General features: G+C 44.6%; 20 protein-coding genes. 19 read left to right on the forward strand and 1 reads right to left on the reverse strand.

Features of this window, described 5'->3' with window-relative positions:
* Window position 1: 1 nt before the first annotated feature.
* The 12 genes from DWW77_RS06070 (at window position 2) to DWW77_RS06125 (ending at window position 12,251) form a co-directional block, all read left to right on the forward strand.
* Entirely contained in the window at window positions 2–1,267 is a 1,266-nt protein-coding gene (locus DWW77_RS06070) for a cytosine permease (RefSeq protein WP_059085206.1), read from the forward strand.
* Complete coding sequence (gene pepV / locus DWW77_RS06075; protein WP_021977544.1) at window positions 1,268–2,659, forward strand: dipeptidase PepV; 1,392 nt, start codon at window positions 1,268–1,270, stop codon at window positions 2,657–2,659.
* Window positions 2,660–2,768: 109 nt separating this feature from the next.
* On the forward strand, window positions 2,769–3,227 hold the full coding sequence (locus tag DWW77_RS06080; RefSeq protein WP_353616919.1) for a GtrA family protein: 459 nt from the start codon (window positions 2,769–2,771) through the stop codon (window positions 3,225–3,227).
* A 39-nt stretch (window positions 3,228–3,266) separates the two neighbouring features.
* A complete protein-coding gene (locus tag DWW77_RS06085) occupies window positions 3,267–4,628 on the forward strand; it encodes an MATE family efflux transporter (protein WP_118608273.1) in 1,362 nt (453 codons plus the stop codon).
* A 144-nt stretch (window positions 4,629–4,772) separates the two neighbouring features.
* Entirely contained in the window at window positions 4,773–4,982 is a 210-nt protein-coding gene (locus DWW77_RS06090) for a DUF1858 domain-containing protein (RefSeq protein ID WP_021650997.1), read from the forward strand.
* A 153-nt stretch (window positions 4,983–5,135) separates the two neighbouring features.
* Entirely contained in the window at window positions 5,136–5,723 is a 588-nt protein-coding gene (locus DWW77_RS06095; RefSeq protein ID WP_118608274.1) for an anthranilate synthase component II, read from the forward strand.
* A 4-nt stretch (window positions 5,724–5,727) separates the two neighbouring features.
* Window positions 5,728–7,149 carry an aminodeoxychorismate synthase component I gene (gene pabB / locus DWW77_RS06100; protein ID WP_118608275.1) on the forward strand — a complete coding sequence of 474 codons (1,422 nt, stop codon included), beginning with the start codon at window positions 5,728–5,730 and terminating at the stop codon, window positions 7,147–7,149.
* A gap of 86 nt (window positions 7,150–7,235) precedes the next feature.
* Window positions 7,236–8,030, forward strand: a complete 795-nt coding sequence (locus DWW77_RS06105) for an aminotransferase class IV (protein WP_118608276.1) — start codon at window positions 7,236–7,238, stop codon at window positions 8,028–8,030.
* A gap of 264 nt (window positions 8,031–8,294) precedes the next feature.
* Complete coding sequence (pfkB, locus tag DWW77_RS06110; RefSeq protein ID WP_118608277.1) at window positions 8,295–9,206, forward strand: 1-phosphofructokinase; 912 nt, start codon at window positions 8,295–8,297, stop codon at window positions 9,204–9,206.
* Between the two features lie 20 nt (window positions 9,207–9,226).
* Complete coding sequence (locus DWW77_RS06115) at window positions 9,227–11,140, forward strand: PTS fructose transporter subunit IIABC (protein ID WP_118608278.1); 1,914 nt, start codon at window positions 9,227–9,229, stop codon at window positions 11,138–11,140.
* Window positions 11,141–11,178: 38 nt separating this feature from the next.
* The gene (locus tag DWW77_RS06120; protein ID WP_118608279.1) at window positions 11,179–11,436 is read left to right on the forward strand and encodes an HPr family phosphocarrier protein; all 258 of its coding nucleotides are present in this window, start codon (window positions 11,179–11,181) and stop codon (window positions 11,434–11,436) included.
* A 71-nt stretch (window positions 11,437–11,507) separates the two neighbouring features.
* A complete protein-coding gene (locus DWW77_RS06125; protein ID WP_118608280.1) occupies window positions 11,508–12,251 on the forward strand; it encodes a DeoR/GlpR family DNA-binding transcription regulator in 744 nt (247 codons plus the stop codon).
* 75 nt (window positions 12,252–12,326) lie between these two features.
* Here DWW77_RS06125 and DWW77_RS06130 read toward each other — a convergent pair whose 3' ends face one another.
* Entirely contained in the window at window positions 12,327–12,581 is a 255-nt protein-coding gene (locus DWW77_RS06130) for a hypothetical protein (protein ID WP_022426090.1), read from the reverse strand.
* A gap of 135 nt (window positions 12,582–12,716) precedes the next feature.
* Between DWW77_RS06130 and DWW77_RS06135 the strand changes: the two genes are divergently transcribed.
* The 7 genes from DWW77_RS06135 to DWW77_RS06165 all read left to right on the forward strand — a co-directional run bounded on the left by DWW77_RS06135 (window position 12,717) and on the right by DWW77_RS06165 (window position 20,978).
* Window positions 12,717–13,583, forward strand: a complete 867-nt coding sequence (locus DWW77_RS06135; protein WP_182431197.1) for a GGDEF domain-containing protein — start codon at window positions 12,717–12,719, stop codon at window positions 13,581–13,583.
* 87 nt (window positions 13,584–13,670) lie between these two features.
* The gene (gene tsaA, locus DWW77_RS06140; protein ID WP_021650988.1) at window positions 13,671–14,360 is read left to right on the forward strand and encodes a tRNA (N6-threonylcarbamoyladenosine(37)-N6)-methyltransferase TrmO; all 690 of its coding nucleotides are present in this window, start codon (window positions 13,671–13,673) and stop codon (window positions 14,358–14,360) included.
* Between the two features lie 143 nt (window positions 14,361–14,503).
* The gene (locus DWW77_RS06145; protein WP_015525835.1) at window positions 14,504–14,785 is read left to right on the forward strand and encodes a DUF2325 domain-containing protein; all 282 of its coding nucleotides are present in this window, start codon (window positions 14,504–14,506) and stop codon (window positions 14,783–14,785) included.
* A 182-nt stretch (window positions 14,786–14,967) separates the two neighbouring features.
* Window positions 14,968–16,287, forward strand: a complete 1,320-nt coding sequence (locus DWW77_RS06150) for an aspartate kinase (RefSeq protein WP_015525836.1) — start codon at window positions 14,968–14,970, stop codon at window positions 16,285–16,287.
* Between the two features lie 334 nt (window positions 16,288–16,621).
* Window positions 16,622–16,843 (forward strand): HPr family phosphocarrier protein, encoded by a 222-nt coding sequence (locus tag DWW77_RS06155; RefSeq protein WP_015525837.1) that lies wholly within the window; start codon window positions 16,622–16,624, stop codon window positions 16,841–16,843.
* A 178-nt stretch (window positions 16,844–17,021) separates the two neighbouring features.
* Window positions 17,022–19,388, forward strand: coding sequence for an ATP-dependent DNA helicase (locus DWW77_RS06160; protein WP_118608311.1), 2,367 nt, complete (start codon window positions 17,022–17,024; stop codon window positions 19,386–19,388).
* Window positions 19,389–19,511: 123 nt separating this feature from the next.
* Window positions 19,512–20,978 carry a serine hydrolase gene (locus tag DWW77_RS06165; protein ID WP_286187992.1) on the forward strand — a complete coding sequence of 489 codons (1,467 nt, stop codon included), beginning with the start codon at window positions 19,512–19,514 and terminating at the stop codon, window positions 20,976–20,978.
* Window positions 20,979–21,036 lie beyond the last annotated feature (58 nt).

Below are 21,036 nucleotides of genomic sequence, written 5' to 3' on the forward strand. Positions count from 1 at the left end.
AGTGGAACAGGAAAAGAAAACAGGAAATGTGGAATCTGTCACATTGGAACAGGTTCCGATGGAAGAGAGAAAAAGCTGGGCAGATGTTGCCATGATCCAGGCGGGAATTATGATCTGTGTGCCCAGTCTGATGCTGGGAGGAATCCTGGCAGAGTCTATGCCGATGTCTCAGGCCATCTGGTCAGGGGTAATCGGATATGCAGTGATCGTGGCGTTGATGATATTTTGTGGAATTATGGGAAGTGATCTTGGTGTACCGACATGTGTTGTTGCATCTGGCGTTTTTGGAAAACAGGGATCATCAAAGCTGATCTCTGCATTATTTATGATCTCCATGATCGGTTGGTTTGCAGTGCAGAACGGTGTCTGTGGCTCTGCATTTTCCAATCTGATCGAAGCAAGCACAGGAGTAAAAATCCCGATTCCGGTATCAACGGTTGTGTGGGGAATAATCATGCTGGTTACAGCTGTATATGGAATCAATGCTCTGGATAAACTGAATAAGATTGCCATTCCTGCACTTGTGATCGTAACTGTGATCGGGTGTGTGGTAGCAATCCAGCGTTTCGGAACCGGAAATTTAAGTATGACTATCGAAGATCCGGCCATGAGCTTTGCAGATGGAGTTGTACTTACTATCAGTTTTATGGCCACCGGCGCCTTGAATGCACCTGATTTTACCAGATATCAGAGAACAAGAAAAGATACAGTCCTTTCTTCTGCTATCGGTGTGATGCCGGCAGGAATGGCTATGCTTATTCTCGGAGCGGTAATGACGAGAATTGCCCAGCAGTATGACATTTCACTTGTATTTTCTAATATTGGCCTTCCGTTCCTTGGAATGGTCGTACTGATCCTGGCAACCTGGACAACGAATACTACCAATGCCTACAGTGCAGGCTTAAATGCAGTTATGGTATTCAATCTGAAAGAAAGCGGCCGTTCTATGGCAACGGTTATACTTGGAGCTGTGGGAACAGTTCTGGCAGCTGTTGGTGTAGCCGGAAATTTTGAGGGATTTCTTACACTTCTTGGAAATGCGTTTATGCCGATCATTGCTCTGTTTATTGTGGAATACTGGAGCCTTGGGAAAGGAAAAGCAGAGAACTTTACATTACGTGAAGGATGGTCAGTGGCTGGAATCGTGACCTGGGCTCTTGGTTTTGCAGCTACGTTTTTGACTGTGGGAATTTCTTTTATCAATGGAATGCTGGTTTCCGGAATCCTGTATCTGGTGTGGAGACTGGTAAAAAAAGGTGATAAATAAATGGCTAGAGAATATGTAGAAAAAAATACAGCGGAAATGGTCAGATGTCTAAAAGAACTGGTAGCTATTCCCGGGATTTTTGAGGATGCACCATCTAAAGGAGCACCTTTTGGAAAAAATATCCAAAAATCTCTGGAGTACGTCCTTAGAATGGGACAGCAAATGGGATTTCAGGTAAAAAATTATGATGGTTATGCCGGAGAGATCACTGCCGGAGAGGGAAACAGGATGATCGGAATCCTCTGCCATACAGATGTGGTCAGTGCAGGAGAGGGATGGAACACAGATCCGTTTGATCCTGTGGAAAAAGATGGAAAGCTTTATGGAAGAGGAACTTCAGATGATAAAGGCCCTCTGGTGTCTTCACTTTTTGCTATGAAATATCTTGCAGATAATCAGTTGATTCCAAAAGATACCTGTCTTCGCATGATTGTGGGAACCGATGAGGAAGAGAGCTGGCAATGTATTCGTTATTATCTGGATCATGCAGAAATACTTCCACAGGTATCTATCGTACCAGATGCTAATTTTCCACTTTTATACTGCGAAAAAGGACTTCTTGACTTTGATCTTTCTTCTGTGGAATCTGTGGATGAAAGAGCAGAGATACAAATTGTGGAATTAAAAGGTGGACGTAGCAGAAATATTGTTCCGGACGAGGCGTCCTGTCTTCTGAAATGTGAAGATCCGAAGGCGGCAGTAAAAAGCATTGCGCTTCCGGAACAGGTTACAGCAAAGATCACAGATGGATTTTTGAAATTGTCAGTCAGAGGGATCAGTACACATTGTATGAGTCCGGAAAAAGGGTTTAATGCAGTTTCCTGTCTTCTGGAAACGCTGGGACAATTTGGCGAAAAACTTTCTCATGCTTCTTATATGAAATGTTTTCATCAGGCCATAGGAATGGATTATGACGGAGAGCGTCTGGGCTGTGCCATGGAGGATTCCGCAGGGGCACTGACGTTTAATGTGGGAACTGTGAATATGGATGAAAATGGAAGGATTTTTCTGCAGTGTAATATTCGTTATCCTGCATCTGTGGAGTATAATGATATTCGGGAGCTGCTGGAGAGACAGCTGAAAAAATATGGCTTCTTTTATAATGAAGTAGATTATCTGGCTCCGGTGTACCATAAAAAGGACTCAGCACTGATCCGGTGTCTGATGGAGGCCTATCAGGAAGTGACAGGGGATATGGATACAGAGCCAATGGCTATTGGCGGAGCTACCTATGCAAGGGCACTTCCTAATGCTGTGGCATTTGGGCCGCTGTTTCCGTATGAGGAAGAACTGGCTCATGAAGCAAATGAATTTTTAAGCATTGAGAGTCTGCAGAAAATGACCGAAATTTTTGTAAAAGGTCTTTACAAACTGATGACAGAATATAGATAAAAACATTAAAGAAACAAACTATAGAAATATCCTGGAATGCGTTGACATCCAGGATATTTTTTGCTATGGTATACAAGTTTACATATGACAAAGAAGAAAGGATATGGATATGGAGGAAAAAAGAGACATTTTTGACAGACTGATGCATCTTCCTGTATTGAACATATTTGAACCTTTTTATAAAAAACATAAGGAAGTTCTGATGTATCTGTTCTTTGGCGGGATCACATTTTTTCTGAATATAGCACTGTATGCATGGCTGGACGGCATACTCGGAATAAATGCGCTGATCGCCAATGTGATCTGCTGGGTAGTCTGCGTACTGTTTCAGTATTTTACAAACAGGACCTGGGTATTCGACGGTCAGGTAGATTCGGCAGCCGGATTTTTAAAGCAGATGGCTTCGTTTTTCGGTGGAAGACTCTTTACCCTGGTTGTGGAAGAAGCAATCCTTGCAGTATTCATCACCTGGCTTGGATTTAACAGCATGGCAGTGAAGCTGATCGCTCAGGTGGTTGTGATCGTATTGAATTATATAATCAGTAAATTAATTGTTTTTAAAAAATAAAAGATATTTATATTTAGAGGAAAGGAGTTGAGGTAAAAAATGGCAAAAGATAAGACCAATGATATGACTGTGGGAAATCCGGTGAGCCTGATCATACGGTTTATGATCCCCATGTGCCTTGGAAATATTTTTCAGCAGTTTTATAACATTGCGGATTCCATTGTTGCGGGTCAGTTCCTGGGAGTAGATGCGCTGGCTGCAATCGGAAGCACCGGTTCACTGATGTTTTTTGTTACCGGATGGCTTAACGGACTGAGCAGTGGCTTTGCCATTCTGGTATCCCAGTGGTTCGGGGCGAAGCAATATGATAAGATGCGTCATTACGTAGCTATGTCCATTTATCTGGCAGCAGCCTTTGCCATTGTGATGACCATTGGCTTTGAGGCTTTGAATGAACCGATTCTGCGGCTGATGAATTCACCGGAGGATCTGATGGGATCTGTGAAGGGATATATGGGAATTATTTATGCAGGCCTGATCGTAACAGCGGCATATAATTCACTGGCAGCGTTTCTCCGTGCACTTGGAGATTCAAAATCTCCGCTGTATTTTCTGATCATTTCGGCAGTGATCAATGTGTTCCTGGATATTCTGTTTATTGTAAAAATCGGGATGGGAGTGGAAGGCTGTGCCTATGCTACGGTTATCGCGCAGGCAATTTCCGCAGTCTGCTGCCTGATCTATATTATCAAAAAGTTCCCGATCCTGCATCTGAAGAAAGAAAACTTTGAAGTTTCTTTTACCAGCTTCCGTTATCTGCTGGCCCTTGGTATTCCCATGGGACTTCAGTTTTCCATCACAGCGATCGGAACCATTATTGTGCAGGGTGCGGTAAATATTTATGGTTCTGTATATATGGCAGGATTTTCCGCTGCGGGAAAAATACAGAATATCATTGCAACGGTATTTGTAGCTTTTGGTGCGACGATGGCAACCTATGTAGGACAGAACCGGGGCGCCGGAAAGATGGACCGTGTAAAAGCAGGAATGAAATATACCCAGATCATGGTCCTGATCTGGAGTGTGATCACTATGATCATAATGTTCTTTTTCGGAAAGTACATGACCTGGTTATTTATTGACAAGTCCCAGACGGATGTTATTAATGTTTCTGTTACTTATTTTCATACGGTATTCTGGGCATATCCGTTCCTTGGAAGTATCTTCCTCTACAGAAACGGACTTCAGGGACTGGGATATGGCTTGGTTCCCATGCTGGGCGGTGTGTTTGAACTGGCGGCAAGAAGTGCGATCGTTATGTTTGTTGCAGGAAAAACAAGTTTTGCAGGTGTATGTCTGGCAGATCCTGCCGCATGGATCGCAGCGCTGATCCCTCTGATCCCGTATTATATTTATGTGATGAAAAAGTGGAGCAGGGGAAAAAAGGAAACTGCTGCCTGAGTGGGTATAATACAGAAAATGAAAAGAATAAATTTAGGCTTGCAATTATGGAAGATACAGTTATAATGATATTATAACTGCGGAAAAAACCAGGAAACCGGGATTCCGGGTAAGATTACAGATCCAGAAGGGAGAATATAGATCATGGAAATCACAAAGGAAACAACAATGGGCGAGATGCTTGCATACGATGAGAAGATTGCATACATTCTTATGCAGGAAGGAATGCACTGCATCGGCTGTCCGTCTTCTATCGGTGAGTCTCTTGAGGAGGCATGTATGGTACACGGACTTGATGTAAACGCTGTACTGGCAGACATCCATCATTATGAGGAAACCAAGAAACAGAAATAATCAGCAGTACAATTTATATTAGAACGTACAGATTACGGACCGCAAGGGGATAACGACTGTGCATGTCTTTTTGGCATGCCGTCGTTATCCCTTTTTTTGTGAGCAGACGATAAAGAGAGTCTTAAATATCTGCTTGATATGGAGGAAAAAAGCATGTATGTGATGATCGATAATTTCGATTCATTTGTTTATAATCTCAAGGCATATTTTCAGGAGCTTGGAAGAGAGATCCTGGTCAGACGCTGCGATGAGATCACCCTGGAGGAGCTGGAAGAGCTGAACCCGGAAGGAATCATCCTTTCTCCGGGACCGAAGCGTCCCTGGGATGCGAAGCTCTGCGTAGATACCGTAAAAAGATTTCAGGGAAGGATTCCTGTTCTTGGTGTCTGTCTGGGCCATCAGGTGCTTGGCCACTGTGCGGGAGCAGTAGTGGAAAAGGGAGTGTGTCCCATGCACGGAAAAGTAACAGAGATCCACAACCACGGAACAGGAGTGTTTGCAGGCCTGCCTGAGAAATACAAGGTGACAAGATACCATTCCCTGATCGTGCGGGAAGACAGCATTCCGGAGGAGTATCAGGTGGATGCGCTTTCTGATGATGGTGCTGTTATGGGAATTTCCCATAAAGCATTGCCTATCTATGGTGTGCAATTCCATCCGGAAGCCGTTCTTACGGAATATGGACATGAGCTTCTTGAGAATTTTTGCAGGATCGCGGAGAATTTTCAGAAGGAGGAGTAAAAATATGTACAAAAATCAGCGAAGAATAAAAGAACTGACCCCATATATCCCGGCAGTGGACATTTTTCGGATCTACGAGGGAGAACCCGGAGCAGCGTTTCTGGATTCCTCCCTTGTCAATGAGCTGGGACATTATTCCGTGATCGGAAGATGTCCGTATCTGAAGCTGGTAAAGGACGGAGAGAACTTTACTATCAACGGAAGGCCGGAAACAGAAACAACCTTTGAAGACTATATGCGGGAATATTTAAATACCCATGAAGACAAAAATAACAGCGGACTTCCCATCGTATCCGGTGCAGTAGGATATTTTTCCTATGATTACGGAAGAAAACAGATGGGAGTACCATCCGGAGAAAAGGATCTTGTGACTGTTCCGGAGGCAGTTCTGACGTTTTATGACTGTTTTATCATAGAAGACTGTCAGGAAAAAAGAACCTATCTTGTGTCAAACGGAATCAGTGCAGACGCTGCAGCAGAAATTGGAGCGATGGAAAAAGCAATCCGGGAATTTACAGAGGCGGGGAAACAGGAAGGATCGGAAACAGGGGAAAAAAAGGAATCCGGAAACAGGATGGTCACGGAAAATTCTCACCGTGAGAAATTCAGGATCCAGGTTCATCCCAACTTTGAGAAAGAAGAATACAAACAGGCAGTAGACCGGATGATCCGCTATATTATAGAGGGCGATATCTATATTGCCAATATGACGCAGCAGCTGACCATTGAAAGCGAAAAACCACCTCTGGATGTTTTTTATGATCTTCGGAAAAATAATCCGTCTCCTTTCGGCGGATATCTGGATTTCGGAGATTATCAGATCGTCTGTGCATCTCCGGAACGTTTTCTGAAGATGAAAGACCGTCATGTAAATACCCGTCCTATAAAGGGAACAAGAAAACGTGGCGTAACATCTGAGGAAGATGAAATGCTCCGTCGGGAGCTTCAGGATTCCGGAAAAGATAAGAGTGAACTTCTTATGATCGTAGACCTGGAGCGAAATGATCTGAACCGGGTGTGTACACCGGGAAGCGTGAAGGTAACCGAGCTTTTTACAGTGGAAGCATACGCTACGGTTTTTCATCTGGTATCGGATATTGAAGGAAAACTGGAAGACGGAAAAAATGTTATGGATCTTCTGAAGGCTGCATTCCCCGGCGGTTCTATTACCGGTGCGCCGAAATACCGTGCCATGGAGATCATTGACGAGCTGGAACACGGAAAGAGAAATCTTTATACAGGCTCTATCGGCTACCTGACACTGGACGGAAGCTGTGATTTCAACATCGTGATCCGTACAGCTCTTCATAAAAACGGAAAATATCACCTTGGCGTTGGCGGCGGGATCACAGCAGAGTCAGATCTGGAATTTGAGTATGAGGAGACTCTGCAGAAGGCGAAAGCGATCCTGGATGCACTGCAGTAGAGAAACATACAGAACGGTAAAAGTGAAAGGCTCTGTGGACAGATCGGAAGATTTGACAGGGACACTTCATAAGGAGGTCAAAGGAAATGAACAACATAACCTTAGACGAATGTTTTCAGTTCGGTCTGGGAGCATTTGAGACCATAGGAATAGAAAAGGGAACCCCCATACTTCTGGAAAAGCATCTGAAAAGACTGGAACGAGCGGCAGATTTCCTGAAGCTGGGTGATCCGGCAGTGCGTGGGAGCACAGCCGGGAGGATCGAAGAATATCTGGAAGAACAAAAAAAACGCCCGGAGGTGCAGAAAGAATTTGACGGACTGGAACACTGTGCGCTGAAGCTTATGCTTACAAAGGAAAATGTAGTGTATTCTCTTCGTGCCAATCATTATACGCCGGAGAATTATGAAAAAGGCTTTATCATGGATGTCAGCAAGGTAAAACGAAATGAAACATCACCTCTTGTATATCACAAAACCATGAATTACGGAGATTGTATCCTGGAAAAACGTAATGCTACAGCAGCAGGAATGGATGAACGGTTGTTTCTGAATACAAAGAAACAGATATCGGAAGGGACAGTAAGTAATGTATTCTTTGTGCGAAATGGCATGATCTATACACCAAAAGTCAGCTGCGGACTTCTCCCGGGAATCCTCCGTGAATATCTCTGTGACACGGAAGAGGTGGAAGAAACCTATATCTATGTTCAGGATCTTAAATGGTATGAGGAATGTTTTGTCACCAATTCCCTGATGGGAATCATGCCGGTGCGTCAGATCGGAGGAATCCAGTTTGAGGAAGACAAAGTGACAAGGGAGCTGATGAGAAGATATCGGAAGATGGTCAGAGATACTGCGAATAAGAAACAAATCAGATAAATGTTATTGCGAAACTATCACATTCAGGAAAGGTGATGGAATTTGAATGAAAGTGACCAATACAGTCAGGGATAAACGTGCATTAACCAGGGAGAGCTAAGGTTGATGCACGTTTTTTGTGCAAACTCAACCAAAAACGTTCATGAATTTTGCGAAATAATTTGATTGACTTTGAATGAATTTGGAAGTATACTGAGCTCAACAAATGAAAAACAACAAAAAGCGGTCAAAAACCGCAGGATAAAAGATATGGGAGGAGAAAAAATGATCTGCACAGTTACTTTTAATCCGTCTCTGGACTATATCGTTTCCGTGGAGGATTTTAAACTCGGACTTACCAACCGAACAAGCTCTGAGCTGATGCTTCCGGGCGGAAAGGGAATCAACGTTTCCACCGTGCTGATGAATCTTGGAATCGAGAATACAGCACTTGGTTTCATGGCAGGATTCGTCGGAGATGAGATTGTAAGAAAGCTTGAGGAGATGGGAGTGAGATCTGATTTTATCAGGATCCCGGAAGGCGTTTCAAGGATCAACCTGAAGCTGAAATCTATTGATGGAACTGAGATCAACGGAATGGGACCGGAGATCAGCGCTGAAAAGGTTCAGGAGCTGATGAAGAAGCTTGACACACTGAAAGAGGGAGATGTGCTTTTTCTGGCAGGAAGTATTCCTTCATCTATGCCGGATGATATGTATGAGAAGATCATGGCGAGACTGGATGGAAAAGGCGTGATGATCGTTGTGGATGCAACGAGAGATCTTCTTGTGAATGTCCTAAAGTATCATCCGTTCCTGGTGAAGCCCAATAACCATGAGCTTGGAGAAATCTTCGGTGTAGAGCTTAAGACCCGTCAGGATGTGATCCCTTACGGAAAGAAGCTCCAGGAAAAAGGAGCCAGAAATGTGCTAATCTCAATGGCCGGAGAGGGAGCTGTCCTGGTAGCGGAAGACGGTCAGGTATTTGAGAAACCGGCACCGAAAGGAACACTGGTAAACGGAGTAGGAGCCGGAGATTCCATGGTAGCAGGCTTTATGGCAGGCTGGATGGAAAAACAGGATCACGAATATGCATTCCATATGGGAATTTCCGCAGGAAGCGCAAGTGCATTTTCTGAAAATCTTGCCACAAGGGAAGAAGTTCAGGCAGTATATGAACAGGTAACAGAGGGGTAAAGAAGAAAGGAGAAGGGAAGATGAGAATCACAGATCTGCTTGACAAACGAAGCATATCACTGGATGCTGCACCGAAGACGAAATCTGAAGCTCTGGACATGGCCGTAGACCTTATGGTAAAAAGTGAAAAGATCAGCGACAGGGAAGCTTATCGGAAACAGGTGTATTTAAGAGAGGAAGAAAGTACGACAGGAATCGGTGAGGGAATCGCTATTCCTCATGGAAAATGTGATGCGGTAAAGAAACCGGGACTTGCTGCCATGGTAGTAAAAAACGGCGTGGAATTTGAGGCACTGGATGATGAGCCGGTTACCCTTCTTTTCCTGATCGCAGCACCGAATACAGAAGATAACATTCATCTGGATGTACTCAGCAAGCTTTCCGTAATGCTGATGGATGATAATTTTACAGAATCCTTACGTAATGCAGGTTCTGTAGATGAATTTATGGAGATCATCGACAAGGCCGATGAGGAGAAAAAAGATATTGATGAAAGACTGGCAGATACAGGAAGTTCCGAAGGAGCCAGAGCTAAACTGCTGGCAGTTACCTCCTGCCCCACAGGTATTGCCCACACCTACATGGCAGCAGAGGGACTGGAAAAAGCAGCAAAGGCGAAAGACTGTTTCATTAAAATAGAGACACGAGGCTCCGGTGGAGCAAAAAATGTACTTACGGATCAGGAGATCCGGGAGGCAGACTGCATCATTGTAGCTGCAGATGCCAAGGTTCCCATGGATCGTTTCGATGGAAAGAAAGTCATCGAATGTCAGGTTTCAGATGGAATCAGCAAAGCGGACCAGCTTGTTGAACGTGCGATTTCCGGAGATGTTCCGGTATATCATGCAGCAGTAGGCAGTCAGAGCTCTTCCTCAAATGCAAAAGCAGGCGGCGGAGCAGGCCACAAGATCTATATGCAGCTGATGAACGGGGTATCTCATATGCTTCCACTGGTTGTAGGCGGTGGTATTCTGATCGCTCTTGCATTCCTGATCGATGGTTTAAGTGTAGATTTGAGTTCCCTTCCTGCAGACCAGAGAGCAAACTTTGGTACCATCACACCGGTAGCGGCTGTTCTGAAAAACATTGGTGGAACCGCATTTGGTTTCATGCTTCCGATCCTGGCCGGATTTATTGCAATGGCCATCGGTGACAGACCGGCACTTGCAGTTGGACTTGTGGGCGGTATGATCGCGGCAAACGGAAAATCTGGTTTCCTCGGAGCACTTCTTGCAGGCTTCCTTGCAGGATATCTGATCCTTGGACTTCGTAAGGTTTGTGATAAGCTTCCGGAAGCACTGGAAAAAATAGCGCCTGTACTGATCTATCCGGTTGTTGGTGTACTTCTTATGGGACTCTGTATGACCTTCGTTGTAGAGCCGATCATGGGCGGTATCAATACAGGATTAAATAATGCCTTGACAGGCATGGGAAATTCAAGTAAAGTAATTTTAGGGTTGGTTCTTGGTGGTATGATGGCCATTGATATGGGCGGCCCGTTCAACAAAGCAGCATATGTATTTGGTACAGCAGCTATTGCGGCAGGCAACTATGACATTATGGCAGCAGTTATGGTGGGAGGTATGACTCCTCCGTGTGCCATCGCACTCGCATCCCTGCTGTTTAAAGACAAATTTACAAAAGAAGAACGTGAGGCAGGACCGACCAATTTTATTATGGGACTTGCATTTATCACAGAAGGTGCGATTCCTTTTGCGGCATCTGACCCGGTCCATGTACTTCCGTCCTGTATCGTCGGTTCCGCAGCAGCCGGTGCAATCTCCATGTTCTTCAACTGTACACTGATGGCACCACATGGCGGAATCTTCGTATTCCCGGTTGTAGGTAATGCAATGATGTATCTGGTCGCACTGGTTGTGGGAACTCTGATCTCAGCTGTACTTCTCGGGGTACTGAAGAAAAAAGTTGCTTAAATTTTTTTAAATTAAAATGAAAACTGGAGGATAAAGAAATGAAAGAATTCAAGTATGTAGTAACAGATAACGAAGGAATCCATGCACGTCCGGCCGGAGAGCTTGTGAAGCTTGTAAAAGGTTTCGAGTCCAAGATCACTATCGAGAAGGACGGCAAGATTGTAGAGTGCAGAAAGCTTCTTGCACTTATGGGACTTGGCGTAAAGAAGGGACATGAGGTTACCTTTACATTCGATGGTGCAGATGAGGATGCAGCATACGAGGCAGTAAGCAAATTCATGCAGGAGAACCTGTAATCTCAGAATGAGTGAACAGAAGGCATCCCGGTCCGGTCGATCGGGATGTCTTTTTTGAAGGAGGAAAAGGAATGCTGACGGAGCAGAGATACGAGATCATACTCGGCCTTCTCAGAGAAAAAAATAGTGTTACGGTAACAGAACTGAAAGATATCCTGAATGCATCGGAATCTACGGTCCGCAGAGACATCACGGCGCTTTACAAGGCGGGGAAGCTGACCAGGGTTTTTGGCGGTGCGGTGGCACTGGAACATACTGTCAATGCCTATGAGCCTACCGTAGCCCAGAAAGTTGAGCTGAATATTGAAGAAAAAAAGAAGATCGCAGTCTATGCGGCAGCTCTGATCCGTCCGGAAGATTTTGTGTATCTGGATGCGGGAACGACTACCGGATATATGCTGGAGCATCTGGAAGGCTCCAGGGCGACTTTTGTCACCAATGGTGTTTCCCATGCCAGGGCTCTGGCTCAGATGGGAGTCCGTGTGCTGCTGATCGGCGGAGAACTGAAGGGATCTACGGAAGCTGTGATCGGAAGTCAGGCCATGCAGATGCTGAAGAATTATCATTTTACAAAGGGCTTTTTCGGGACCAACGGGATGACTCAGAGAGAAGGCTTTACCACGCCGGAATCCAATGAGGCGCTGGTAAAGCGAACCGCCATGGAGCAGTGTCTGGAAAAGTACGTGGTGTCTGACAGCTCCAAATTCGGACAGATCAGTGCGGTGACATTCTTTTCATTTGACGGAGCGGTGATCCTGACGGAAAGCTGTTCCAAAGAATATAAAGATTGCAGAAATATACAGATCGTATCATAGAAAGATCGCAAAAAAAACCGGTTTGGAAGAAAAAATTCTTCGTAAACCGGTTTTTTTGTTTGCTGAGGATCTGTTTCAGGCTTCCCTGGAGATCATGGCTTCCAGATCTTCTACGGAAATGTCTTTTTTTTGCATCAGCTTGAGCAGACGTTTCAGTTCGGCAGCTTCCTTTGCCTTTTTTTCAGCTTTGCGGATCTCATCCAGCTGAGCTGCCAGTGCAGTTTTTTCATCCTCCAGCGCTGCGATCTTTTCGGTGCAGGCAGCAATCTTGGAATCTACTTTGGAAATTTTCTCATTGAGTACTTCTATCTTTGTACGTCTCTGTGCCATATGAAACCTCCTGATAAAAATATTACTTCTTATACACTATACAATAGCATAAACGACGATGAAATACAATTGTGAATTGATGCGCAATGTGTTATCATGAATGTATATAACATTTCAGAAACGCAGGATAATACTATGGATAAAGATAAGGGTGTATTTATGACTGCCCGGGAAGTAAATATGGAAATAGAAATGCTGAAGACGGTTTTCGACATTGTAAGACTGGTGGATGTCAGCCGTACAGCTCCGGTAAATATTGGCTCAGACGATTGCTCTTATGAAGTAGAACATAAATGCTTTGCAGTGTGGAATAAAGGCAGAAGATGTGAGAACTGTATTTCTGCCAAAGTTTTTGCCCGTAAAAACAAAATGACGAAATTTGAGTTCGTCAATGATGACATTTATCAGGTAATCGCCAAATATGTGGTTATAGACGGGACACCTCTTGTCATGGAAATGGTCTTTAAAATGACGGATAAGATCTTTCTGGGAGCTTATGGAAGCGGATCTCTGATCGATAAGATCAGCAGATTCAACCGGGAATTATATGAAGATCCGTTGACTGGTGCCAGAAACCGGAGATATTTTGAGGAACAGCTGAAATCCCTGGATAAGATGGGGGCTATAGCTATGATCGACGTGGACAATTTTAAACAGATCAATGACAGCTATGGCCATGTAGCTGGAGATGCGGCGCTTTGTACCATTGTCAGAACGATCTTTGAGCATGTGCGGGCAGATGACGTGGTACTGCGTTATGGAGGAGACGAATTTCTTCTGATGTTTGAAGAAATCCCGGAAAAGGTATTTCAGCAGAAGCTGGAAGATATCCGGGAAGAGATCGCAATGGCAGATGTGCCGGAATACAAAGAAATCCGGCTTTCCATGAGCGTGGGAGGTGTATATGGAAGCTGTAAGGTCAGAGATGGAGTGATGGAAGCGGACAGGCTTCTCTATCAGGCCAAGCGGCAAAAAAACTGTGCTGCCTACAAGAGGATCTGACGGAAATGACATGACAGTCATTGAAAGCAGAATTATGTAACAGGCGCACGAGGTGTATATCTGGCAAGTGAAAGGGAGAATAGGGATATGAAGATAATCGCAAGGATCAGAAGTGATTTTCCGACAAAATTCGGAATCCCGCGTCAGAGCGGTCGAGTGGAAGAACTGACAGCCTGTATTGTTTTTGAACCGGAATACCGGGTACGGGAAGCGGTAAAAGGACTGGAAGATTTTTCGCATATCTGGCTGCTGTGGGAGTTTTCACAGTCGATCCGTGAGAACTGGTCCCCTACAGTACGTCCGCCACGCCTGGGCGGAAATGAAAGGATGGGCGTATTTGCCACCAGATCGCCCTTCCGTCCCAATCCTGTAGGCTTATCCTGTGTGAAGCTTGAAAAAATCGATCTGGAAAGCAAAGAAGCTCCTGTACTGATCGTATCCGGTGCGGACCTGATGGACGGAACCCCCATCTATGATATCAAGCCATATCTGCCTGTGGCAGACTGCCATCCGGAAGCGCTGGGCGGCTTTGCGACGAAGGTGGAGCAGCATTTTCTGCAGGTAGAGATCCCGGAAGAATGGAAGGCAAGGATTCCGGAGGATAAGCTTACTGCGTTGGAAGGCGTGCTCAGAGAGGATCCGAGGCCTGCCTACCAGAAAGATCCGGAGAGGATATACGGAATGCCTTTTGCAGGAATGGATGTTCATTTTCAGGTAAAAAACGGCATACTTACAGTATGTGAGATCACAGGATATAAAAAATCAGACAGAATTTAAAATTACCTTTGACAAACTTTTTGTGAGATGGTATTATAATAAATGAGTTAGCAAGTGCTAACTCAATATTTTAAAAGTAAAGTTAGTTTAAAATAACCTTGAAACAGTCATATAAAAGTTCAGAGATCAAAGGAGAGTGAATTATGAGCGTTGTAATTGTAGGCGGTAATGAAAGAATGGTATGTCAGTATGAGGATATCTGCAAAGGCTTCGGATGCAAGGCGAAAGTTTTTGCCAAGGAAAAAGGAGCCATGAAGAAAAAGATCGGGGTGCCGGATCTGATGATCCTGTTCACCAGTACCGTTTCCCACAAAATGGTAAACTGCGCAGTAGAAGAAGCAAAGAAAAAATCCATTCCGGTATGCCGCTGTCACACAAGCAGCGCTGCAGCTCTCGAGAATATTCTGAAGCAGTACTGTGCATAAGAAACAGGTCAGGAGATACTTTTCTCTTGTATAATTTGACTTTTTTTGCAGAAATGTTACGGAAAGGCTTGCAAAATTACAAATTATTCAATAAAATAGCCGTAGGTTTCTGTGGTAAAGCGTTGCAGTGAATGGTGAAAAGGCGGCGCTGGAAGTCGAAATTACAGGTGAGAGGTGTTATCATGAAAAAAGTTGTAAAATTCGGTGGAAGTTCTCTTGCAAATGCGGAGCAGTTCCAGAAAGTGGGCGATATCATCCGCAGTGATGAGAGCCGCCGTTATGTAGTTCCGTCAGCTCCGGGAAAGAGATTTGACGAGGATATCAAAGTGACGGATATGCTTTATGGATGTTATGACGCAGCATCCAAAGGGGAGGATATCACTGAGAAGATCAATGCGATTAAGGCGCGATATTATGAGATCATTAAGGGACTCGGACTGAGCCTTTCTCTTGAGGAGGAGTTCAAGAAGATCGATGAGGATTTCCGTGCACAGGCAGGAATCCAGTATGCGGCATCCAGAGGAGAGTTCCTCAATGGTAAGATCATGGCTGCATATCTTGGATATGATTTTGTGGATGCAGCTTCTGTGATCCGTTTTGATAAAGCTGGTAATCTGGAAGCGGAGGAGACCAATAAACTCCTTTCCAAAAAACTCAGCAAATCCCAGCATGCGGTTATTCCGGGATTTTACGGCGCATGTGCAGATGGCACAGTAAAGACATTTTCCAGAGGTGGTTCTGATGTGACAGGTTCCCTGGTTGCAAAGGCTATCCATGCAGATATTTATGAGAACTGGACGGACGTTTCCGGTTTTCTTGTAACAGATCCGCGTATCGTTCACAATCCGGAGCCTATCGAGGCGATCACATACAGAGAGCTTCGTGAGCTTTCCTACATGGGAGCTACTGTTCTTCATGAGGATGCCATTTTCCCGGTTCGTAAAGAGGGAATTCCGATCAATATCCGTAACACAAACAGCCCGGAGGATAAAGGTACTCTGATCGTAGAGAGCACCTGTAAGAAGCCGAAATTCACTATTACCGGTATCGCCGGAAAGAAAGGTTTCTGCTCTATTAATATCGAGAAATCCATGATGAACAGTGAGATTGGGTTCGGACGCAAGGTACTTCAGGTATTTGAAGATCAGGGGATCAGCTTTGAGCATGTACCATCCGGAATCGATACCATGACTGTATATGTTCATCAGGACGAATTTGAGGAGAAAGAGCAGCAGGTTATCGCAGGTATCCACCGTCTGGTGCAGCCTGATTTTGTGGAGATGGAATCTGACCTTGCACTGATCGCAGTTGTTGGTCGTGGAATGAAATCCCAGAGAGGCACTGCAGGAAGGATCTTCTCTGCTCTTGCCCATGCAAATGTAAACGTAAAAATGATCGACCAGGGTTCCAGTGAACTGAATATCATCATCGGTGTAGAGAATCGTGATTTCGAAAAAGCAGTCAGAGCAATCTACGATATTTTTGTTCTGACACGGATATAAACAAAATCCGGAAACGGATTTTGTTTATGAGGAAGTAGCGAAGCGGATTCCGAATATCCGATTTATATAAATCCGGAAACGGATTCCGAATATCCGATTTATTTAAAACCGCCGCAGTACGTGTAACATACCGTCCTGCGGCGGATTTTTTTGGAAAAAATCCAAGATTTATCTAAAAATAATACAATCAAATTCAACAGGATTTCCAAAGGAAAGACAAAGATATTGTACATTGTGTCGAAAAAAGTTTGATATGAAATAAACAGTATTGACAAAAACTTAACTTTTGTGTAAAACTGAAATATGAAAAAATCAGAAAGGCAGGCGGTCAGCTATGGAGAAACAGATCAAACTGGATGAAAAAAGTGCACAGGAGTTTGTCAGTGCAGCCAGCAGATGTAATTTTGATATTGATGTATTTTATAACCGTATTATCATTGATGCAAAGTCGATCCTCGGACTTTTGAGTCTGGATCTGACAAAGACTCTGACAGTAAAGTGTTACGGAGAAGATGAGGATTTTAATCGTGTTCTTTCCAAGTATGCAGCAGGTTGAGAAATATGAATAAAGAAAAACGGTGATAAAAGGGCGCAGTTCATGAGAAGAAAAGCAGAACATGCGTCCTTTTTATTATGGGAAGCTTTCGGATCATATTTTATGGTATAATCCTGGTATAGCATGGAAAAAGAATAGCTGCCGGACTGGAATTCCGGTAGCTGCCGGGAGTGAAAATATGGAAAAACCAAGAGTGCGGATTTCTGTCAGAAATCTTGTGGAATTTATACTGAGGAGCGGAGATCTGGATAACAGCAGTGGGACATCCGGAGATAAGGAAGCCATGTTAAAAGGCGGAAGGCTTCACCGCAAGATACAGCGGAGTATGAAGGGCGATTATCAGGCAGAGGTTTCTCTGAAAAAAGAAAGTGAATACGACGATGTGGTCATTAAGGTCGAGGGCCGTGCAGATGGGATCTTTACAGAGGACGGAGCCGTTTATATTGATGAGATCAAGGGGACTTACGGAAATGTCCAGGCAATGGACATGCCAATACCTGTCCACCGTGCCCAGGCCATGTGTTACGGACTGATCTGGGGAGAAAAAGAAAGGATTTCTGAAATCCACATTCAGATGACCTACGCTCATCTTGAGACGGAGGAAACCAGGAGATTTCGTGAGGATTTTTCCATAGAGGAGCTTAAAGGCTGGTATCAGAAGCTTCTGGATGCCTATCACAAATGGATCGCATATTCTCTTAACTGGAAAAAAGAGAGAAATGCATCCATGAAGGATCTGCAGTTTCCGTTTCCATACAGAGAAGGGCAGCGGGATATCGTTAGTGGTGTGTACCATACGGTTTCCAGCGGGAAGACCTTATTTGTTCAAGCGCCTACCGGTGTGGGAAAAACCATGTCTGCCATTTTTCCGTCCGTGCGCGCCATCGGTGAGGGAAAAGGTGAAACACTTTTTTATCTTACCGCAAAAACCATCACAGGAACTGTGGCGCAGGAGGCATTTCACATCCTGCGGGAAAAAGGTCTGAAATTCAAGGTAACGGCGATCACGGCAAAGGAAAAGCTGTGTTTTCAGGATATTCCGGAATGTACACCGGAGAAATGTCCTTATGCAAAGGGGCATTTTGACCGGGTAAATGATGCGGTTTATGAGCTCTGGACCACTGAAGAGGTATATTCCAGAGAAGTGATCCGTGCTCATGCAGAAAAATGGCAGGTGTGCCCTTTTGAAATGTGTCTGGATCTTTCAATCTGGGTAGACGGGATCATCTGTGATTATAATTACGTGTTTGATCCCAATGTTCATCTGAAACGTTTTTTCGGGGAAAATATTTCCGGGGATTATATTTTTCTGATCGATGAGGCACATAATCTGGTAGAACGTGGCAGAGAGATGTACAGTGCCGGTATTTCCCGTCAGAGTCTGGTAGCACTTCGAAAGAAGATAAGAAAGAGATTTTCAAAACTGGCCAGAACACTGGATAAAGCAAATCGCCAGATGATGGAACTGGAAGAGAATCTTGCGGAAACAGGAAAAGGGTATCAGGTGCTTCCCAATCCCGGAGTACTGCCGATCACATTTCTCACGATATCAGGTGAACTGGAAGAAATACTGGAGGAAAAAGAACTGGAAGAAGAACTACGCAGGGAAATACTGGAATTTTATTTTATAGTGCGTGATTTTTTAAATGTTTCAGAGCTGGTAGATGAAAATTATGTAGTATATACCGAAAACAGCGCAGAAGAAGGATTTCGTCTGAGGTTGTTCTGTGTGAACCCGGCAGAAAATCTGGGAGAATACCTGAAAAAAGGGAAAAGTGCTATTTTCTTTTCAGCTACAATGTTTCCCATGCTCTATTACCGGGAGCTTTTGACAACAGAACGTGATGCCTATGGGATTTATGTGCAGTCTCCTTTCCCAAAAGAAAACCGCAGGATTCTTATCGGCAGCGACGTAAGCAGCCGGTATACCCGGAGAAATCGTGCAGAATACCGGAAGATCGCCGGATATATTGCCAGATGTGTCTGGCAGAGGCAGGGAAATTATATGGTGTTTTTTCCGTCGTATCGTCTTATGGAAGACGTACTGCAGGTTTATGAGGAAGAATTTTCCGTAGACTGGGTGCGCTGCGTGTGTCAGACGCCGGATATGACAGAACAGGAACGGGAAGGATTTTTGGAGGAATTTCAGGAACGGGAAGGTACCCTGGTAGGGTTCTGTGTCCTTGGAGGGATTTTTTCTGAGGGTGTTGATCTGACAGGGGAAAGTCTGATCGGGGCAGTGATCGTAGGAACCGGACTTCCCCAGATCGGCAGTCAGCGTGAGATCCTGAAAGAGTATTACGATAAAAAGAATCACTGTGGTTTTGATTATGCATATCGCTATCCGGGTATGAACAAGGTGCTTCAGGCCGCCGGGCGCGTGATCCGCACAAAAGAGGATAAAGGCGTGATATTGCTTCTGGATGACCGCTTCTGGGATCGGGATTACCAGGAAATCTTTCCCAGGGAATGGCAGGACCGTACAGGCTGCAGGCTGGATACGGTAGAAGGTGCAGTGGAGACGTTCTGGAAGAGGTTTACTTGACAGAACGGAGAAATCCGATATACTTATAGAGTCTTTATCTGGAAAATCACTGGAGGAATGTGTGGATGTCGGATCAGGACAAGAAACTGTAAAATAGGATCATAAGAAAAGTGAAAGAAGTATATGAGACGAAAAAAAATATATAAAGCATTGGCATTTTGTCTGAGCACAGTGATGCTCGCACAGCCGGTTTTTGCGACAACAGTGCAGCAGACGGCACAGGGAAGCCTTGGTTCTGTTACGGAGGAGTCCCAGATACTTCCAATTCCCGGTGAAAGCGGGAAATATATTCTGAAAAGCAATGGCTTTTACTGCCTGAATGAAGATGGAACCAAAGAAAATACTCCGGCAGTGTATTATTTTGATCATTTTGAGATCGACGGAACGGTTTTTGATGGATATTATTATCACGACGAAAGCGGTAAATTTACAGCGGGAAACTCGCATATGGTCCAGATCACCGATCTGAAGGCTCTGGCAAAAGACGGCAGCGGTGAGGAAGTTTCTTTTGACGGCTGTTATATGGTAAACAATCTGGGAAAACTCAGCGCCTCTCCACAGGTACGTTATATGGATGATCTGGTGGTGGACAAAACAACGTACAACGGGCTGTATTATTTTGATGAATATGGAAAAATGGTCACAGATCCAGGTATCCATTATCTGGAAATGAATGCTGCAGGACAGATGTTTGACGGATATTATTATTTTGGCGGAGAAAACGGCGTTCTGCTCCAGGAAGAGGGAGAGACTCCGGAGGGATTTTCCGTGGATAAATCCGGAAAAGTCGAGACGAAAGATCTGGGAATGGATGGCCTTGAGAAACGGCTTGCGGATCTTCTTGGAACCTATGAGGGTACATGGAGCGTTTATGTAAAGGATCTGACCAGTGATCAGGAGTTTGAACAGAACAGTCAATCACTGTACTCAGCCAGTCTGATCAAAGTGTTTGTCATGGCCCAGACCTATGCCAACATGGATGCAGTCCTTCAGAACGAAGCGGCAAAAATGAAAAAAGATGTTACAGATCCGTCCGTATCCACAAAGGTCAATGACCTTCTCTGGAATATGATCACAGTCAGTGACAATGAATCCTTTAATGAGCTGGTACGTCTGCAGACAGCATCGGGTGTTTTTAAGGACGGAGCACAGGCTGTAAATGGATTTCTTGCGGAACAGAAATTTGCAGATACTTCCGTACAGCACATCTTAAGCCCGTCCTCTTCAAAGGACGTCGGCCTTGGTGGCAGGAACACCACTTCCGTAAAAGACTGCGCAGAGCTTCTTTCCCGGATCTATAAAGGAGAATGTGTATCGAAAGAAGCTTCGGAGGCTATGCTGAACCTGCTTCTGAACCAGCAGGTTACTACTAAGATCCCCAGCGGGATATCTGTGTCCGTGGAAATTGCAAATAAGACTGGAGAAACGGATACGGACCAGCATGATATCGCCATTGTATATGGAGAAAAGACTACATATATCCTCTGTGTGATGTCAGAAGACTGTAAACCTGGGGATGCAGTTTCGCATATCCGGGATATTTCCGGTATTGTTTATAATTATCTGAATATGGACCTTGACCAGGGGTGATCTGTGAGTTAGAATAAAAAACAGCTGAGCAAGATCCTGATGGATATTTCCGCCAGAG

This window comes from Ruminococcus sp. AF17-12 (genome assembly GCF_003479245.1).
In the GTDB taxonomy this organism is placed as follows: domain Bacteria; phylum Bacillota; class Clostridia; order Lachnospirales; family Lachnospiraceae; genus Blautia_A; species Blautia_A fusiformis.

Excerpts from the sequence above, each read along its gene's own strand:
- DWW77_RS06105 (WP_118608276.1), top strand. The coding sequence starts at position 7,236 with ATGAACAACATAACCTTAGACGAATGTTTTCAGTTCGGTCTGGGAGCA.
- pabB (WP_118608275.1), top strand. The coding sequence starts at position 5,728 with ATGTACAAAAATCAGCGAAGAATAAAAGAACTGACCCCATATATCCCG.
- DWW77_RS06090 (WP_021650997.1), top strand. The coding sequence starts at position 4,773 with ATGGAAATCACAAAGGAAACAACAATGGGCGAGATGCTTGCATACGAT.
- DWW77_RS06130 (WP_022426090.1), bottom strand. The coding sequence starts at position 12,581 with ATGGCACAGAGACGTACAAAGATAGAAGTACTCAATGAGAAAATTTCC.
- tsaA (WP_021650988.1), top strand. The coding sequence starts at position 13,671 with ATGAAGATAATCGCAAGGATCAGAAGTGATTTTCCGACAAAATTCGGA.
- DWW77_RS06085 (WP_118608273.1), top strand. The coding sequence starts at position 3,267 with ATGGCAAAAGATAAGACCAATGATATGACTGTGGGAAATCCGGTGAGC.
- DWW77_RS06150 (WP_015525836.1), top strand. The coding sequence starts at position 14,968 with ATGAAAAAAGTTGTAAAATTCGGTGGAAGTTCTCTTGCAAATGCGGAG.
- DWW77_RS06115 (WP_118608278.1), top strand. The coding sequence starts at position 9,227 with ATGAGAATCACAGATCTGCTTGACAAACGAAGCATATCACTGGATGCT.
- DWW77_RS06125 (WP_118608280.1), top strand. The coding sequence starts at position 11,508 with ATGCTGACGGAGCAGAGATACGAGATCATACTCGGCCTTCTCAGAGAA.
- DWW77_RS06160 (WP_118608311.1), top strand. The coding sequence starts at position 17,022 with ATGGAAAAACCAAGAGTGCGGATTTCTGTCAGAAATCTTGTGGAATTT.
- DWW77_RS06135 (WP_182431197.1), top strand. The coding sequence starts at position 12,717 with ATGGATAAAGATAAGGGTGTATTTATGACTGCCCGGGAAGTAAATATG.
- DWW77_RS06120 (WP_118608279.1), top strand. The coding sequence starts at position 11,179 with ATGAAAGAATTCAAGTATGTAGTAACAGATAACGAAGGAATCCATGCA.
- DWW77_RS06080 (WP_353616919.1), top strand. The coding sequence starts at position 2,769 with ATGGAGGAAAAAAGAGACATTTTTGACAGACTGATGCATCTTCCTGTA.
- pfkB (WP_118608277.1), top strand. The coding sequence starts at position 8,295 with ATGATCTGCACAGTTACTTTTAATCCGTCTCTGGACTATATCGTTTCC.
- DWW77_RS06095 (WP_118608274.1), top strand. The coding sequence starts at position 5,136 with ATGTATGTGATGATCGATAATTTCGATTCATTTGTTTATAATCTCAAG.
- DWW77_RS06165 (WP_286187992.1), top strand. The coding sequence starts at position 19,512 with ATGAGACGAAAAAAAATATATAAAGCATTGGCATTTTGTCTGAGCACA.
- DWW77_RS06155 (WP_015525837.1), top strand. The coding sequence starts at position 16,622 with ATGGAGAAACAGATCAAACTGGATGAAAAAAGTGCACAGGAGTTTGTC.
- DWW77_RS06145 (WP_015525835.1), top strand. The coding sequence starts at position 14,504 with ATGAGCGTTGTAATTGTAGGCGGTAATGAAAGAATGGTATGTCAGTAT.
- pepV (WP_021977544.1), top strand. The coding sequence starts at position 1,268 with ATGGCTAGAGAATATGTAGAAAAAAATACAGCGGAAATGGTCAGATGT.